This window comes from Enterobacter cloacae complex sp. HYC074_NIDB (genome assembly GCF_056673345.1).
Genome location: NZ_CP114214.1, coordinates 1,502,371 through 1,518,882 on the forward strand (window position 1 = coordinate 1,502,371; position 16,512 = coordinate 1,518,882).

General features: G+C 58.2%; 16 protein-coding genes and 1 pseudogene. 7 read left to right on the forward strand and 10 right to left on the reverse strand.

The window, feature by feature from the left end:
- Positions 1-2 precede the first annotated feature (2 nt).
- From moaC to O1724_RS07405, 4 genes are read left to right on the forward strand one after another with little or no spacing between them, the layout of a single operon-like run.
- Positions 3-488: a cyclic pyranopterin monophosphate synthase MoaC gene (gene moaC, locus O1724_RS07390; RefSeq protein ID WP_003858511.1), complete on the forward strand. Its 486-nt coding sequence runs from the start codon at positions 3-5 to the stop codon at positions 486-488.
- On the forward strand, positions 481-726 hold the full coding sequence (moaD, locus tag O1724_RS07395) for a molybdopterin synthase sulfur carrier subunit (protein WP_003858510.1): 246 nt from the start codon (positions 481-483) through the stop codon (positions 724-726). Before moaC ends, moaD begins: the two co-directional genes overlap by 8 nt.
- A gap of 1 nt (position 727) precedes the next feature.
- On the forward strand, positions 728-1,180 hold the full coding sequence (moaE, locus tag O1724_RS07400) for a molybdopterin synthase catalytic subunit MoaE (protein ID WP_003858509.1): 453 nt from the start codon (positions 728-730) through the stop codon (positions 1,178-1,180).
- Positions 1,181-1,238: 58 nt separating this feature from the next.
- Positions 1,239-1,946: a Bax inhibitor-1/YccA family protein gene (locus tag O1724_RS07405; protein WP_003858508.1), complete on the forward strand. Its 708-nt coding sequence runs from the start codon at positions 1,239-1,241 to the stop codon at positions 1,944-1,946.
- 94 nt (positions 1,947-2,040) lie between these two features.
- On the opposite strand, the gene O1724_RS07410 is transcribed toward O1724_RS07405, so the two are convergent.
- The 3 genes and pseudogenes from O1724_RS07410 to O1724_RS07420 form a co-directional block, all read right to left on the reverse strand.
- Positions 2,041-3,003, reverse strand: coding sequence for a lysylphosphatidylglycerol synthase domain-containing protein (locus O1724_RS07410; RefSeq protein ID WP_003858505.1), 963 nt, complete (start codon positions 3,001-3,003; stop codon positions 2,041-2,043).
- A pseudogene (gene clsB / locus O1724_RS07415) lies at positions 3,003-4,240 on the reverse strand (cardiolipin synthase ClsB). The gene O1724_RS07410 and the pseudogene clsB overlap by 1 nt, the downstream one beginning before the upstream one ends.
- Positions 4,237-4,998 carry an endonuclease/exonuclease/phosphatase family protein gene (locus O1724_RS07420; protein ID WP_023315668.1) on the reverse strand — a complete coding sequence of 254 codons (762 nt, stop codon included), beginning with the start codon at positions 4,996-4,998 and terminating at the stop codon, positions 4,237-4,239. The pseudogene clsB and the gene O1724_RS07420 overlap by 4 nt, the downstream one beginning before the upstream one ends.
- Before the next feature lie 133 nt (positions 4,999-5,131).
- Between O1724_RS07420 and O1724_RS07425 the strand changes: the two genes are divergently transcribed.
- Positions 5,132-5,542: a YbhQ family protein gene (locus tag O1724_RS07425; protein WP_126296948.1), complete on the forward strand. Its 411-nt coding sequence runs from the start codon at positions 5,132-5,134 to the stop codon at positions 5,540-5,542.
- On the opposite strand, the gene O1724_RS07430 is transcribed toward O1724_RS07425, so the two are convergent.
- From O1724_RS07430 to cecR, 5 genes are read right to left on the reverse strand one after another with little or no spacing between them, the layout of a single operon-like run.
- The gene (locus tag O1724_RS07430) at positions 5,504-6,610 is read right to left on the reverse strand and encodes an ABC transporter permease (protein WP_008501150.1); all 1,107 of its coding nucleotides are present in this window, start codon (positions 6,608-6,610) and stop codon (positions 5,504-5,506) included. The genes O1724_RS07425 and O1724_RS07430 overlap by 39 nt on opposite strands.
- 9 nt (positions 6,611-6,619) lie before the next feature.
- On the reverse strand, positions 6,620-7,753 hold the full coding sequence (locus O1724_RS07435; RefSeq protein ID WP_063158611.1) for an ABC transporter permease: 1,134 nt from the start codon (positions 7,751-7,753) through the stop codon (positions 6,620-6,622).
- Positions 7,743-9,482 (reverse strand): ATP-binding cassette domain-containing protein, encoded by a 1,740-nt coding sequence (locus tag O1724_RS07440; RefSeq protein WP_126296947.1) that lies wholly within the window; start codon positions 9,480-9,482, stop codon positions 7,743-7,745. The genes O1724_RS07435 and O1724_RS07440 overlap by 11 nt, the downstream gene beginning before the upstream one ends.
- Positions 9,475-10,470 carry a secretion protein HlyD gene (gene hlyD, locus O1724_RS07445; protein WP_023315672.1) on the reverse strand — a complete coding sequence of 332 codons (996 nt, stop codon included), beginning with the start codon at positions 10,468-10,470 and terminating at the stop codon, positions 9,475-9,477. Before hlyD ends, O1724_RS07440 begins: the two co-directional genes overlap by 8 nt.
- Positions 10,467-11,144 (reverse strand): transcriptional regulator CecR, encoded by a 678-nt coding sequence (cecR, locus tag O1724_RS07450; RefSeq protein WP_003858489.1) that lies wholly within the window; start codon positions 11,142-11,144, stop codon positions 10,467-10,469. Before cecR ends, hlyD begins: the two co-directional genes overlap by 4 nt.
- Positions 11,145-11,348: 204 nt before the next feature.
- Between cecR and rhlE the strand changes: the two genes are divergently transcribed.
- Both rhlE and dinG read left to right on the forward strand, forming a co-directional pair.
- Positions 11,349-12,731, forward strand: coding sequence for an ATP-dependent RNA helicase RhlE (gene rhlE, locus O1724_RS07455; protein ID WP_003858487.1), 1,383 nt, complete (start codon positions 11,349-11,351; stop codon positions 12,729-12,731).
- Positions 12,732-12,828: 97 nt separating this feature from the next.
- A complete protein-coding gene (gene dinG, locus O1724_RS07460) occupies positions 12,829-15,006 on the forward strand; it encodes an ATP-dependent DNA helicase DinG (protein WP_414539642.1) in 2,178 nt (725 codons plus the stop codon).
- Here dinG and O1724_RS07465 read toward each other — a convergent pair.
- Together O1724_RS07465 and O1724_RS07470 are read right to left on the reverse strand one after the other, a co-directional pair.
- On the reverse strand, positions 14,993-15,496 hold the full coding sequence (locus O1724_RS07465; RefSeq protein ID WP_109948654.1) for a fimbrial protein: 504 nt from the start codon (positions 15,494-15,496) through the stop codon (positions 14,993-14,995). The genes dinG and O1724_RS07465 overlap by 14 nt on opposite strands.
- A gap of 5 nt (positions 15,497-15,501) precedes the next feature.
- Positions 15,502-16,491, reverse strand: coding sequence for a fimbrial protein (locus O1724_RS07470; protein ID WP_023292952.1), 990 nt, complete (start codon positions 16,489-16,491; stop codon positions 15,502-15,504).
- Between the last annotated feature and the right edge of the window lie 21 nt (positions 16,492-16,512).

Here is a 16,512-nt window from a genome sequence, read left to right on the forward strand (position 1 = left end):
CTATGTCACAACTGACCCACATAAACGCCGCTGGCGAAGCGCATATGGTGGATGTCTCCGCCAAAGCCGAAACGGTGCGCGAGGCGCGTGCTGAAGCGTTCATCACCATGCTGCCGGAGACGCTGGCGATGATTATCGACGGCAGCCATCACAAGGGTGATGTGTTTGCCACCGCCCGTATCGCTGGTATTCAGGCCGCTAAACGTACCTGGGACCTCATTCCGCTCTGCCATCCGCTGATGCTCAGCAAAGTGGAGGTAAATTTGCAGGCGCAGCCGGCGCATAATCGCGTGCGTATCGAGTCCTTGTGCCGCTTAACCGGGAAAACCGGCGTGGAGATGGAGGCGTTGACGGCGGCCTCCGTGGCGGCGCTGACCATCTACGACATGTGTAAAGCGGTGCAGAAAGATATGGTGATTGGCCCGGTGCGTCTGTTGGCAAAAAGCGGCGGCAAATCCGGCGATTTTAAGGTAGAAAGCCATGATTAAGGTGCTTTTTTTTGCCCAGGTCCGTGAGCTGGTCAATACCGACAGCCTGACGCTGGACGGCTCTTTCGAAAACGTCGCCGCCCTGCGCGCGCATCTGGCGGCGCAAGGCGACCGTTGGGCGCTGGCGCTGGATGAAGGCAAACTGCTGGCCGCCGTGAATCAGACGCTGGTGGAGTTGACCCACCCGCTGGCCGATGGGGACGAAGTGGCCTTCTTCCCGCCGGTCACAGGGGGTTAAGATGACGGAAACCCGAATTCTGGTCGGCCCTGAGCGCTTTAGCGTCGGTACCGAATACAGCTGGCTGGCAGAGCGCGATGAAGACGGCGCGGTCGTGACGTTTACCGGAAAAGTGCGTAACCACAACCTCGGCGACAGCGTAAAAGCGCTGACGCTGGAGCACTATCCGGGGATGACCGAAAAATCACTGGCGGCCATTGTCGAAGAGGCGCGAGGCCGCTGGCCGCTGGGACGCGTTACGGTTATCCATCGCATCGGCGAAATGTGGCCCGGCGAAGAGATTGTGTTTGTCGGCGTCACCAGCGCCCATCGCGGGAGTGCGTTTGCGGCGGGGGAGTTCATCATGGATTATCTTAAAACCAAAGCGCCGTTCTGGAAACGTGAAGCGACGCCGGAAGGTGAGCGCTGGGTGGAATCACGCGACAGCGATAAGCATGCCGCCAGCCGTTGGTAACAGGTTTACGTGGATGTGTTAGTCTTAACGTGTGTGTTTACTTAATCAGGAGTGAATCATGGACCGATTTCCGCGTTCCGATTCGATAGTTCAGCAGACCCGTAGCGGGCTGCAAACCTACATGGCTCAGGTATATGGCTGGATGACGGTTGGCCTGCTGCTTACCGCGTTTATCGCGTGGTATGCGGCAAACACGCCTGAACTGATGATGTTTATCTTCTCCAGCAAAATCACCTTCTTTGGGCTGATTATTGCGCAACTGGCGCTGGTATTTGTGCTCTCCGGGCTGGTGCACAAGCTCAGCTCGGGTATGGCGACCACGCTGTTTATGCTCTATTCGGCGCTGACCGGGCTGACGCTTTCCAGTATTTTCATCGTTTACACCTACTCCTCCATCGCCAGCACCTTTGTGGTGACCGGCGGGATGTTCGGTGTGATGAGCCTGTACGGTTACACCACCAAACGTGACCTGAGCGGCTTCGGCAACATGCTGTTTATGGGGCTGATTGGGATTGTGCTGGCGTCGCTGGTGAACCTGTGGCTGAAAAGTGACGCGCTGATGTGGGCGGTGACCTATATCGGGGTGGTGATCTTCGTGGGCTTAACCGCCTACGACACCCAGAAGCTGAAAAACATCGGTGAGCAAATTGATGTTCGTGACAGTTCAAACCTGCGCAAATACTCGATTCTGGGCGCGTTGACGCTTTATCTGGACTTCATCAACCTGTTCCTGATGCTGCTGCGTATCTTCGGCAACCGTCGTTAGTGAGGGTGGCGCTGTCTGATGCCCTCACCCTGACCCTCTCCCACAGGGAGAGGGAACAAACCCTAAAAACGGCAACGAAGTTGCCGTTTTGCTTTTATTTTGCCATTGCCTTCTCGTTCTTCGCGCGCAGCTTCTTCGCCCGACTCTCCAGCACCAGATAACAGACCGTTGCCAGCGCCAGCGGCAGGAAGTAGTAGATCATGCGGTACGCGAGCAGGGCGGCGATAATCGTCCCGTGAGACACATGCTCCCCCGCAAGCAGCGCGATAAACACCGCTTCCAGTACGCCAATACCCGCCGGAATATGCACAATCACCCCGGCAATACTGCTTACCAGCAACACGCCCAGCACGAAGAAGTAATTCACATCTTCGCCAATTAACAGCCAGATAATAGCCCCCATCGCCATCCAGTTGGCGCTGGAAACCACCATTTGCAGGACGGCAAACTTCCATGACGGCAGCACCAGCTTCTGGCCTTTAATGGTCATGTGACGACGTTTGGCAAAGGCGCAGGCCCACAGGTAGGCCGCGATGATCAGCAGCAGTACGATGCCCAGAATGCGCAGAGTGGCCTCATCGATGTACCAGTGCGCAGGCAGCTGCACCACGCCGATGGTGAAAATCACCCCGCCCAGCAGAATATACCCCAGCCAGTTGGTGGTTATGCTTAAGGAGAAAATACGCGTAATGGTGCCGCCCGGTAAGCCAAGGCGGGAGTACAGGCGATAGCGCATACCAATCCCGCCCACCCAGGTGCTCAGCGTCAGGTTAAAGGCGTAGCAGATGAATGACACCAGCATAACCTGCCGTTTGGCAAGCTTATGCCCGCAGTAGGCGCGTCCCAGCAGGTCATAGCAGCCGTACATCAGGTAGCTCACAATCACCAGCCCAACGGCACCCAGCAGGACTGTCCGGTTGTAGTTGCGAATAACTTTCCACACCTCTTCCCAGTCCACCTTCTGGGCATACACCACCAGCAGGACCGCGACGGCAATAAAGAACAGCCAGGTCAGGATTTTTTTCGCCAGCCGCCAGCGAGGATGAGATTTCGACATCAGGTTTTCCCTCCATCTTCCGCCTCTACGCGGTCCTGGGTTTCCATTTCGGGTTGCACAGGCGGATCCACCAGCGCCAGTTTCGGCGTATGCGCGGGCAGCCAGCCCACCATGGCCGGGAAGTGGCGCAGGAAGTGGAACACCACCACGCCGATGCCCACGTTCCACCAGCTCCGTTTCGGCACCATGGACTCATCCACACGCACGCAGTCTTTATTAATAAGACCCTGAAGGTTATCGCGCAGGGTGTGATTAAACTGGCGATCGTGGATGATGAGGTTCGCTTCCAGATTCAGCGATAAGCTCAGCGGATCGAGGTTGCTGGAGCCGACGGTCGCCCAGTGGTCATCCATCACGGCGACTTTGCCGTGCAGCGGGCGGCGGCGATATTCATAGATCTGCACGCCGCTTTTGACCAGATAGCGATAGAGCAGACGCGCGCCCACCTTCACAATCGGCATATCGGGCTCACCCTGCACGATAAGCTTCACGCTCACGCCGCGTCGGGCCGCGTTGCGCATGGCATGCAAAATCCGGTAACCGGGGAAGAAATAGGCGTTGGCGATAATCACCTCGCGCTTCGCGTTCGCCAGCATCTTCAGGTAATGACGCTCGATATCGTCCCGATGCTCCTCGTTATCACGCCAGACGAACAGGGCCTGCGCCTCGCCGGGCTTGCGGTTCTCCTCCGGGCGGTGACGGCGTCGCCACCAGCGGCGGACGGCCTCCTTGCCGGGTAAGTTTTCCAGCACGAACAGCTGGATGTCCTGCACTACCGGCCCTTCGATACGGATCGCGTAGTCCTGTTTCGCTTCGGGACCGTAATCCGACATATGCTCGGCGGAGTAGTTAATGCCGCCCACGAAGGCCACCGTTTCATCCACCACCACAATTTTGCGGTGCATACGGCGGAACAGGTTGGTGCGCATGCCGAACAGACGCGGGCCGGGATCGTAATAGCGGAACACCACCCCTGCGGCGGTGAGCTCGTTAACAAATTCGTCGCTGAGATCCGGCGAACCATATCCGTCGAGCAGGACCTCGATTTTTATACCGCGACGAGCGGCATGCAGCAGTGCGCTATGCAACTGCCTGCCCACGTCATCTTCAAACCAGATAAACGTTTCCAGAAAGACTTTCTGCTGTGCGTGGCTAATCGCCTCAAAAACCGCCGATAATAGTTATCGCCATTTTCCAGCAGCGTAATACGGTTACCTTCCTGCCATGTGCATTTCATAAGTGGATCTCCGCGCTGAGTGGGGCATGGTCGGAGAGATGTCGCCAGTTGAGCAAGGCCAGCGCCGTCGGGCTACTGGCGTGGGCATTTTTTACGTAGATGCGGTCAAGGCGCAGCAGGGGGAAGCGCACCGGAAACGTTCGCGCGGGACGACCGCGTGCGCGGGTAAAAATCTCCTCCAGCCCCGCATTCACCTTCAGCGGATGGTTGGCACGCTGTCGCCAGTCGTTGAAATCACCGGCCACCACCACGGGCTCGCCCTCCGGCAGCGCATTTGTCCAGTCTGCCAGCATCTGTAGCTGGGCCTGACGGTGGGCTTCACGCAGGCCAAGATGAACACAGCCTACATGAATGGGAAAATCGAGCTCTGGGGGGGTGATACGACAGTATAACAGCCCGCGTTTTTCACTCTCGCCAACGGAGACGTCCCGGTTCTCATAATGCTCGATAGGAAAACGCGACAGCACCGCGTTACCGTGATGCCCCTCCGGGTAGACCGCATTGCGCCCGTAGGCGTAATCGCTCCACATGGTATCCGCCAGAAACTCGTAGTGGGGCGTGTCGGGCCAGTTTTCGAAATGCATCGGGTGCACTTCATGCGCGCCCATGACCTCCTGGAGGCAGACAATATCGGCGCTGACGGTGCGCACCGCGTCGCGCAGCTCCGGTAAAATGAAGCGGCGGTTAAATGCTGTGAAGCCCTTATGAATGTTTATCGTCAGCACCTTAAGCGAGAAATGCTGCGTTTTTTTGCTCATAAACACCTTCCTGGGTGACTATCCCGATGAAAATAAAGTGTAGTAGGCGTCACAAAAAGATGCGGCGTTACGGAATTTTCCGTAAAGTGCGGTAGTCTGAATTAGCAGAGAAAAATCCTTCAGGAGAGAAGCCATGAAGTGGCAACAACGCGTTCGTGTCGCAACCGGTTTGAGTTGCTGGCAGATAATGTTGCATTTACTGGTCGTGGCCGTACTGGTGATGGGCTGGATGAGCGGCACGCTGGTGCGTGTTGGCTTAGGGTTATGCGTGGTTTACGGCGTGACCATGCTGTCGATGCTGTTTTTACAGCGTCATCACGACGCGCGCTGGCGCGAAGTGGGAGATGTGCTCGAAGAGCTCACCACCACCTGGTATTTTGGTGCGGCAATGATCGTCCTGTGGCTGTTGTCACGCGTGCTGCAAAACAACCTGCTGCTGGCCCTGGCGGGTCTGGCTATCCTCGCAGGACCCGCGGTGGTGTCGTTGCTCACCAAAGAGAAAAAGCTACGCGATGTTTCGTCTAAACATCGCATAGGCCACTGAGCCCGTAGTGGCCGCGATGACCAGTAGCGGCCACAAACTTCCCCACACAATATCCAGACTCGCATCCTTCAGATAGATTTGCTTGGTGATATCCGTGAAGTGACGAATCGGGTTTATCCACGTCAAATCCTGTAACCACACCGGCATGTTCTCCACTGGCGAAACGTACCCAGAAAGCAAAATCGCCGGCATCATAAAGACAAACACCCCAATAAACGCCTGCTGCTGCGTTGAGCATAGCGCGGAAATCAGCAGCCCAAACCCCACCAGCGACAGGCCGTAAATCACCATCGTGAAGTAAAACAGCGCCAGCGATCCGGCAAACGGGATCTGGTACGCCCATATTCCCACCCCCAGCACGATGGTGGCCTGGAACGTCGCGACAATCAGTGCCGGCACCGCCTTGCCGACAAATATCTGCCAGGTGGCGAGCGGCGAGACCAGCAGCTGATCCAGCGTGCCCTGTTCGCGCTCGCGGGCGACGGAGAGAGAGGTCACAATCATCACTCCGATGGTAGTGATCATGGCGATCAGCGACGGCACCACAAACCACTTGTAGTCCAGATTTGGGTTATACCAGTTGCGCACCACCAGTTCGCTGTTGTTGGGCTTCGGTTTGCCGTCCATCAGCTCCTGCTGGTAATCCTTCACCACCTGCTGGAGGTAGTTGGCTGCGATCTGGGCGCTGTTGGAGTTACGCCCGTCGAGGATCAGCTGCATCGGCGCGGTCTGGAAGGTATCCAGATTGCGGGAGAAATCCGCCGGGAAGCGCACCAGCAGCAGCGCTTTTTGCGTGTCGATGGTGGGCTGAATGTCCTGCGGGCTTTTCAGCAGCAGGATGTGGGTAAAGGCTTTCGCACGCGCAAAGCGCTGCGTCAGCTCGACGGAGTGTTTGCCGTTGTCTTCGTTGTAAATGGCAATGGTGGCGTTGGTCACCTCAAGGGTGGCGGCAAACGGGAACAGTAAAACCTGGATCAGCACCGGCAGCACCAGAATGGCGCGGGTCTGCGGCTCGCGCAGTAGGGATTGCAGCTCTTTGCGTATTAACGTCCATAAACGGTGAAACATGCGCGCTCCTTAATCTAACCGCCGTTTGGTTTTCATCCACGTCAACCCGATAAACATCACCGCCGACGCCATTAAAAACAGCGTGTTGATAATCAGCACTACCGGAATATTCCCCGCCAGGAACAGGCTTTGCAGCGTGCTCACGAAGTAGCGCGCCGGGATAATGTAGGTCACGGCGCGGATGACGGCAGGCATACTGTCTATCTGGAAGATAAACCCTGAGAGCATTATTGACGGCAGGAAAGCGGCGTTCAGCGCCACCTGCGCGGCGTTAAACTGGTTGCGGGTGATGGTGGAGATGAGCAGCCCCATCCCCAGCGTGCTGAGTAAAAACAGGCTTGTGATAAAGAACAGCACCACCAGCGAGCCGCGGTACGGCACGCCGAGGATAAAGACGGACACCAGCATGCAGAGCAGCATCGCCAGCATGCCGAGGAAGTAGTAGGGGATCAGCTTGCAGAGCAGCAGCTCGACGCGCGTCACTTCGGTCGAGAGCAGCGCCTCCATGGTGCCGCGCTCCCATTCGCGGGCGATCACCAGCGAGGTCAGAATCGCGCCGATCACCGTCATAATAATCGTTACCGCGCCCGGAATAATAAAGTGCTGGCTGATGGCGGCGGGGTTAAACCAGTAGCGTGTCTGCACGTCAATCAGCGGTTCAAACTTTTCCCCCCGGTTCTCGGCGCGCTGCATCTGCCAGAGCTGCCAGATCCCCTCCGCGTAGCCCTGCACAAAGTTCGCGGTGTTCGGCTCGCTGCCGTCGGTAATCACCTGGATCGGCGCATCGGCGCCCGGGCGCGCCATGTTGGCCGCGAAATCCACCGGAATGACGATCAGGCCGCGAATTTTCCCGGCCTGCATTTTCTGGATCAATTCCTGCCGGCTGTCGCTGATGGTGGCATCGATGTAGGGCGAGCCGGTCATGGCGTGGGTGAAGTCCAGCGCCTCTTCGCTCTGCTGCTCCAGCAAAATCCCGACCCGCAGCTTGCTGGAATCGAGGTTAATCCCGTAGCCGAAAATAAACAGCAGCAGCAGGGGGATCACCACCGCAATCAGCCAGCTGCTGGGGTCGCGCACAATCTGCCGCGTCTCTTTGACGCACAGGGCGCGCACCCGGCGCCAGGAGAGGGCGTTACTGCGCATGAGTATTCTCCTTATCCCAGTCGTGAATGAGGGTGATAAACGCCTGCTCCATGGTCGGGTCTGGCTGCGCGTCGTCGGCGGCCTGCGCTTTCAGGTCATCCGGCGTGCCGTGGGCAATCAGCTTGCCGCGATAGACCAGCCCGATACGGTCGCAATACTCCGCCTCGTCCATAAAGTGGGTGGTGACCATCACGGTCACGCCTTTTTCCACCATGCTATTGATATGCAACCAGAATTCACGGCGGGTGAGGGGGTCCACGCCTGACGTCGGTTCATCAAGAAACAGGATATCCGGCTCGTGCATCAACGAGCAGGCCAGCGCCAGCCGCTGTTTGAAGCCAAGCGGCAGCGCGTCGGTCGCCTGCGAGGCGATATCGGTCAGGCCGAAGGCGTCGCACATGCGGCCGATCTTCTGGTTCTGCGCCCGTCCCCGCAGGCCATAGACGCCGGAGAAAAATCGCAGATTTTGCTCCACCGTAAGGTTGCCGTAGAGCGAAAACTTCTGCGCCATATAGCCCAGGTGCTGGCGCGCCTTGCCGGAGCTGACTTTGAGATCCATGTTCAGCACCAGCGCTTTGCCGGACGTCGGTACCAGCAGACCGCACATCATTTTAAAGGTGGTGGATTTTCCTGCGCCGTTCGGCCCGAGCAGGCCAAATATCTCGCCGCGCTTCACGGCAAAATTGACGTTATCGGTGGCGGCGAAATCGCCGAATTTTTTGGTGAGCGATTTCGCTTCTATGACCGTTTCGCCCGGCGTACCTTCCACCGTGTGCAGAATGGCGCCAAGCGGTGATTCTGAGGTTCCCGCCCCGCCCAGCAGATCGATAAACGCATCTTCAAAGCGCGGCGCGGTCTCTGTCATGTCGATCTCAGGCATCCCCTGCGCACGCCGGATATCGTCGGCGGTGGCCTCTTTTTTGAGGATCACGCGCACCGAACGGCCCTGAATCATCCCGTCGCTCACCTGGGGCAGCTTCAGCACCCGTTGCAGCAGCGTGCGGTTGGATTCCTGCGCGCTGTGCAGCAGAAAACTTCGCCCGGCCATGGTTTGCGTCAGCTCGGTGGGTTCGCCCTGATAGAGCAGTTCGCCTTCATTCATCAGCAGCACGTCGCGGCACTGTTCTGCTTCATCAAGGTATGAGGTACTCCAGAGGATCAGCATGCCGTCACCCGCCAGCTCGTGCACCATCTGCCACAGTTCACGGCGGGAAATCGGGTCCACGCCGACGCCGGGTTCATCCAGCAACAGCACCTTCGGTTCGCCCACCAGCGTGCAGGCCAGCCCCAGCTTCTGCTTCATCCCGCCGGAAAGTTTGCCCGCCAGCCGTTCGGTGAACGGGCCGAGGGAGGTGAACGCCAGCAGGCGCTCGAAGGTTTTCTGCCGGGTTTCGCCGGTGACGCTGCGCAGGTCGGCGTACAGGTTGAGGTTTTCCATTACCGTCAGATCTTCGTACAGACCAAACTTCTGCGGCATATAGCCGAGCATGCCGTGGAGCGCCGCGTCGTCTTTGATCGGATCGAGGCCAAGCACGCTGGCACTGCCTTCATCCGGCTTCAGCAATCCCGCCAGCATCCGCATCAGCGTGGTTTTACCCGCGCCGTCCGGCCCCACCAGCCCGGTCACATAGCCTTTCTGAATCGTACAATTCAGCGGTGCGACCGCCGGTTTAGCCATTCCCGGGAAGCGTTTGACCAGATTGTTGAGCTGGATAACCGCGTCATTCATGTCGTTCCCCGTCGTTTAAGGTCACGGTAACAGGCATGCCCTGACGCAGCGCGTCGTCCGCATCGGTGACGATGATGCGCAGGCGATACACCAGGTCGGTACGCAGGTCCGGGGTTTCAACGGTTTTTGGCGTGAACTCGGCGGTAGGGGAGACGAAGCCCACTTTGCCGTGATAAGGCTTGTCCGGGCGACCGTCGGTATAGAGCAGCAGTTCGCGGCCCGGCTGCATCTGGCCAAGATTCGGCTCATCAATGTAAGCGCGCACCCACACCGGACGGGTTAAGGAGAGCGTTAACACGGTGCTGCCCGCGCTGAGCATGCTGCCCGGCTCCACGGCGCGGGTCATCAGCGTGCCGTCAGACGGGGCGATTAATGTGGTGTCGTGCAGATCCAGCTCCGCCTGGGCTAACTGCGCCTGCGCCTGCTCAAGGCTGGCCTTCGCCTGGGCAATGTCCTGCGCACGGTTACCGGTGCGGTACTGGCTTAGCTTATCCTGGGCAGATTTCAGCGTCGCCTGTGCCTGGTCGCGGGATGAGCGCGCATTTTCCAGGTCGTTGGCGGAAATAGTACGGCTTTTCCATAAGCCTTGCTGACGGTTATAAAAATTCTGCGCATAGTCATAGGCGGCTTTTGCCTGCTTAACGGCAGCGGCCGCCTGGGAGATCTCTTCGTCGCGATAGCCCGCCAGCATCAGGTCGTATTGCGCCTGTGCGACGGAGACGCCTGCTTTTGCCTGCATCAGCGCGTTCTCAAACGGGGCTTTGTCCAGCATCCCCAGCGTCTGCCCGGCTTTGATGGCATCGCCTTCGTCAACGTTCAGCGAGGCAAGCCGTCCGCCAACGCGGAAGCTCATGTTCACGGTGCGGATATCCACGTTGCCATACAGCGTCAGGCCACGATCCTGCTGGCTCTGATACCACAGCCAGCCGCCTGTTCCCGCGGCAAGCAAGACAACAACCACCAGAATGATGGCGACAGGTTTTTTCATGACTTCTGGCTCCTTTGCGTTAAGCCTTGCAGGATCAGATCAACGTGACAGGTAATGACCTGGCTAATTTGCGCGGCTTTATCCTCATCGAATTGTGTCCAGCCCGTACGTAACAGGATGGTCTCACGCCCCAGACGGAAGGCGAGCACTTCGCCCAGCAGGGCGTGGGTATGCAAAATGGTGTCGGTATCGCTGGCGTCCCGTCCGGTATAGGCGGCGATCAGCCGGGTCAGATGGCTGTGCATCGGGGCGATCACCTGATCGTGCACCAGCTGGTACGCGGCAGTGGGGGAGAGCTGCTCGCGGGAGATAAATTTGCTCAGGTTCAGCGTATCGTCGTGCGTCAGCAGGCGGATCATGTTGTGACAGGCGTTAAGGATCAGCTGGCGGATGGCAGCCCGGTCAGGCTCTGGCTGGCTGAACAGCGCGGTGGCTTCTTCCACGTGCGGGCGAAAGCTGGTGCCGATAAAATCCGCGATCCACTGGGCGCAGGCGAGGTATAAATCCTCTTTTGAGCCAAAATAGTAGGTGATGGCCGCAATATTCTGCCCGGCCTGAGCGGCGATATCCCGCGTGGTGGCATGCAGACCATACTCGCCAAACTGCGCCAGCGCGGCGGCGATAAGCTGACTTTTCGCCTGTTCGCCTTTGGTTGTCGTTGGGGTTGTATTCATAGCAGCATTAAAAATTAATCAATCGATTGATTAAGATTATGCCTGATTTGCGCAAACGTCGAGTCATCGCCGGGGATATTTTATGCGCCACGTCACAAAAGCTGCTACACTCCGCACCTTCGCGACATTGTGGTTTTTGTCCTTCTATTCGTTATATCTCCCTGAAAACTACACCTGTGATGGTCGGGGCGGTTCGGAGTTTTTATGTCTTTTGATTCCCTTGGTCTGAACCCGGAAATTCTGCGCGCCATCGCAGAGCAGGGCTACGTTGAGCCAACCCCTATCCAGCAGCAGGCCATTCCGGCCGTTTTGCAGGGCCGTGACCTGATGGCAAGCGCGCAGACCGGTACCGGTAAGACCGCGGGCTTTACCCTGCCGCTGCTGGAGCTGTTGGTAAAAAACCAGCCGCACGCCAAAGGCCGTCGTCCGGTGCGTGCGCTGATCCTCACCCCAACCCGCGAGCTGGCGGCCCAGATTGGCGAGAACGTGCGTGAATACAGCCGCTACCTCAACATTCGTTCGCTGGTAGTTTTCGGCGGGGTAAGCATTAACCCGCAGATGATGAAGCTGCGCGGCGGCGTGGACGTGCTGGTGGCAACACCGGGACGTCTGCTGGATCTGGAACACCAGAACGCGGTGAAGCTCGATAACATCGAAATCCTGGTGCTGGACGAAGCCGACCGTATGCTGGACATGGGCTTCATCCACGACATTCGTCGCGTGCTGGCGAAGCTGCCGACGCGTCGTCAGAACCTGCTCTTCTCCGCGACCTTCTCCGACGAGATCAAGGCGCTGGCGGAAAAGCTGCTGCATAACCCGCTGGAAGTGGAAGTCGCGCGCCGCAACACCGCCTCCGAGCAGGTGACGCAGCACGTTCACTTTGTGGATAAGAAGCGCAAGCGGGAACTGCTCTCCCAAATGATCGGCCAGGGCAACTGGCAGCAGGTGCTGGTCTTTACCCGCACCAAGCACGGCGCCAACCACCTGGCGGAACAGCTGAATAAAGACGGCATCCGCAGCGCGGCGATCCACGGCAACAAGAGCCAGGGCGCGCGTACCCGCGCGCTGGCGGACTTTAAATCTGGCGACATTCGCGTGCTGGTGGCGACCGACATCGCCGCACGCGGTCTGGATATCGAAGAGCTGCCGCACGTGGTGAACTACGAGCTGCCAAACGTGCCGGAAGATTACGTTCACCGTATCGGCCGTACCGGCCGTGCGGCGGCAACCGGGGAAGCGCTCTCTCTGGTTTGCGTGGATGAACACAAGCTTCTACGCGACATTGAACGCCTGCTGAAGAAAGAGATCCCGCGCATTGAAACCCCGGGCTATGAAGTGGACCCGTCGATCAAAGCCGAGCCAATTCAGAACGGTCGTCAGGGTGGCGGACGCGGTCAGGGCGGCGGTGGTCGCGGTCAGCAGCCGCGTCGTTCAGAAGGTGGCGCGCCGAAATCTTCGGGCAAACCGCCGCGTCGTAATAACGACAGCAAACCAGCCGGTGAAAACCCGTGGCGTAGCGGCGAAGGGAAACCGGCAGGCGAGGGGCAGCGCCGACGCCGCCCGCGTAAACCTGCTAACCCGCAGTAATCTGGAAGCCCGGTCGTAAAGCCGGGCTTTTCTTTTTGCGGCAGCGGAGAGAAAGTGCCACAATAGTGGCTGTTTATACAGTATTTCAGGTTTTCCGATGGCTTTAACCGCTGCGCTGAAAGCGCAAATAGGCGCCTGGTATAAGGCGCTACAGCAGCAGATCCCCGATTTTATCCCCCGAGCGCCGCAGCGGCAGATGATTGCCGACGTGGCAAAAACGCTCGCCGGGGACGACGGGCGACATCTGGCGATTGAAGCCCCGACCGGCGTCGGGAAAACCCTGTCGTATCTCATTCCCGGCATCGCCATCGCGCGGGAGGAGGACAAAACGCTGGTGGTCAGCACCGCCAACGTGGCCTTGCAGGATCAGATCTTCAGCAAAGATTTGCCGCTGCTGCGCAAAATTATCCCCGATTTACGCTTCACCGCCGCCTTTGGTCGCGGGCGCTACGTCTGCCCGCGCAATCTGGCGGCGCTGGCCAGCAGTGAACCCGCCCAGCAGGATCTGCTCGCGTTTCTTGATGACGAGCTGACGCCAAACAACAAGGCGGAGCAGGAGCAGTGCGCAAAGCTGAAGGTCGATCTCGACAGCTACAGGTGGGACGGCCTGCGGGATCACACCAGCCAGGCGATCGGCGACGACCTGTGGCGCAGGCTCAGCACCGATAAAGCGAGCTGCCTGAACCGCAACTGTCACTACTACCGCGAATGCCCTTTCTTTGTTGCCCGGCGTGAGATTCAGGAAGCGGAGGTGGTTGTCGCCAACCATGCGCTGGTGATGGCCGCACTGGAGAGTGAAGCGGTCCTGCCGGAGCCCAAAAACCTGCTGCTGGTGCTCGATGAAGGTCATCATCTGCCCGACGTGGCGCGGGATGCGCTGGAGATGAGCGCGGAAATTACCGCCCCGTGGTTTCGCCTGCAACTGGATCTGTTCTGTAAGCTGGTGGCAACCTGCATGGAGCAGTTCCGCCCGAAAACCACGCCGTCGCTGGCGGTTCCGGAGCGGTTGAGCGAGCACTGTGAAGAGGTGTACGGCCTCATCGCCTCGCTGAATAACATTCTTAACCTGTATCTCCCCGCCACCCAGGAGGCGGAACACCGCTTTCCGATGGGGGAGTTGCCGCAGGTAGTGATGGAAATTTGTCAGCAGCTGGCGAAGCACCTTGAAAAGCTGCGCGGGCTGGCGGAGATGTTCTTAAATGATCTCAGCGAGAAAACCGGTACCCATGACGTGGTGCGTTTGCACCGCATTCTGCTGCAAATGAACCGCGCGCTGGGCATGTTTGAGGCGCAGAGCAAACTCTGGCGGCTGGCCTCAATGGCGCAGGCGTCCGGCGCGCCGGTGACAAAGTGGGCCACCCGCGAAGTGCGAGACGGGCAGGTACATCTTTTCTTCCACTGCGTGGGCATCCGCGTGGCCGATCAGCTGGAAAAGCTGATCTGGCGCAGCGTGCCGCACGTGGTAGTGACATCGGCGACCCTGCGTTCACTGAACAGCTTCTCAAGGTTGCAGGAAATGAGCGGCCTGAAAGAGAAAGCGGGGGACCGTTTTGTGGCCCTGGACTCGCCGTTCAACCACTGTGAGCAGGGCAAGCTGGTGATCCCGCGCATGAACTATGAGCCGCTTATCGATAACGAAGAGCAGCATATTGCGGAAATGGCGGCCTACTTCCGCGAGCAGGTTGAGAGTAAAAAATACCCCGGTATGCTGGTGCTGTTTGCCAGCGGCCGCGCGATGCAACGCTTCCTGGAGCACGTCACCGATCTGCGCTTGCTCCTGCTGGTGCAGGGCGATCAGCCGCGCTATCGGCTGGTGGAAACCCACCGTAAACGCATTGATAACGGCGAGCGCAGCGTGCTGGTGGGGTTACAGTCCTTTGCGGAAGGGCTTGATTTGAAAGGTGACTACCTGACGCAGGTGCATATCCACAAAATTGCCTTCCCGCCCATCGACAGCCCGGTGGTGATCACCGAAGGCGAATGGCTGAAAAGCCTGAACCGTTATCCGTTTGAAGTGCAAAGCCTGCCTGCGGCGTCGTTTAACCTTATTCAGCAGGTCGGGCGTTTGATCCGTAGCCACGGCTGCTGGGGCGAGGTGGTGATTTATGACAAACGACTGCTCACCAAAAACTACGGCCAACGGCTGCTGAATGCGCTGCCGATCTTCCCGATTGAGCAGCCAGAAGTGCCGGAGGTAAAAAAACGCCCGGCAAAACCCTCTGCCGGGCGTACAAAAAGCATCCGTGCGAAGAGGCGCGGTCCTACTGGTAAGTGAATGTCACCTGAATCACGCTGCTGAACGTCCCGGCAGTGACGGGCATTGAGGTGGCGTAGTAGCGCGCGGACAGGGGAAAGGTTGCCGTGTGGTCGCTCGGATTGATGGCGGCGTTAAAGGCGGCCTGCGGGGCAATCAGTATTTTGTCCTGCCGGTCTGCCAGCTCCAGCGCCAGCCCCTTTGCGCTGCCGATATTGGCGAATTTAGTGGGGTGCGTGCTGTCCGCCTGTCCATAGAAGTAGGCGGTGGCAAGCGCGAGGCTTGGCGGGCAGTGGGATACTGACAAGGAGAAGTCTTTCCACTCGCCGGTATCGCCCACGTCTTTAAAATCACCGGATGCCGCCTGACCTAAATCCACCGTCAGGTTCCGGCTGGCGCTGTCGATGATGCAGGTATTGGCGTAAATGTTACCCGTCATCTGGATCTGAATATCCTCGGCGTGTGCCTGGGCGATCAGCCCCAGCGCCAGAAACGCAATTATCTTCTTCATGTCAGTTACTTATAAGCAAGCGTGATGGTGGCAACGGTGTTGGCCGGACCGGGAGTGACCACGTCGCTGACCTGCTCGTAACGCACCTCAAACGGTATGGTCAGCGTTTCGTTGGCAATGGCTTCGCTTCGGGTGTTAACGTAGGTATCAAAGGTGGCGATATTGTCGTCGAACAGCATTCGGACACCGACGCCCGTCGCGACGCCGGTCTGCTGCGTGAGTTTCAGCACCCCTTCGAAGGCCGTTTCATAGCCGTTTGAGCTGGTAATTTTCACTTCAGGCTGTACGGTGCTGTTGCAGTTCACCGTGACGTCAAAGTTTCGTGCCGGGGAAGAGAGCATCCCCACGCTGATAAAATCGCTGACCGGGAAATCCCCCAGATTGACCGTCAGGTTTTTCGGCAGGACGGAGCAGGTGACCTCTTTCAGAATAACGTTGCCTGCATAGGAGATGGTGTTGGGATCGCCCAGCCCTTCGTGGTGATAAACCCCGATCCCAAAACGGGTCTGACTTTGATTCAGCGTGCCTGACGCTACGGTATCGCTGGTTTTGACCAACTCCAGCGTAACGTCGAAATTAAAGGTCTGTTTGCCATCGCTGGAAACATAACCCAACGGCGTTCCTGTGGAAATGCAGTTAACGCCTCCGGCTCCGCTGATGCGCTGCCCCTGATCGTTCATCAGGGCCACACCGATCCCAGGGACTCCCGAATCGTAGACACCCTTCAGGCCTGGAATCTCAGACCCAGTGCCGTAGTAACAAGAGACAATTTCCAGCCCCTTATCTTCCGCATTGTCACAATTACCGGCGATATGGGCGATTTGCTCTGTACCCGGGATCGTTTCGCCAACGGCCAGCGTCGTGGGAACGGAGATAGAGGCCACGTTGATCATTTTCGGCAGGTCTGGGGTAGTACAGGTCGCCTTCGCATGCGGCATAAATAACGCGGCGGTTCCCAGAACCAGTAAGAAAAAGCACTGTTTAATCATTTGCATAATCGTTAGCCTGAACGGTGG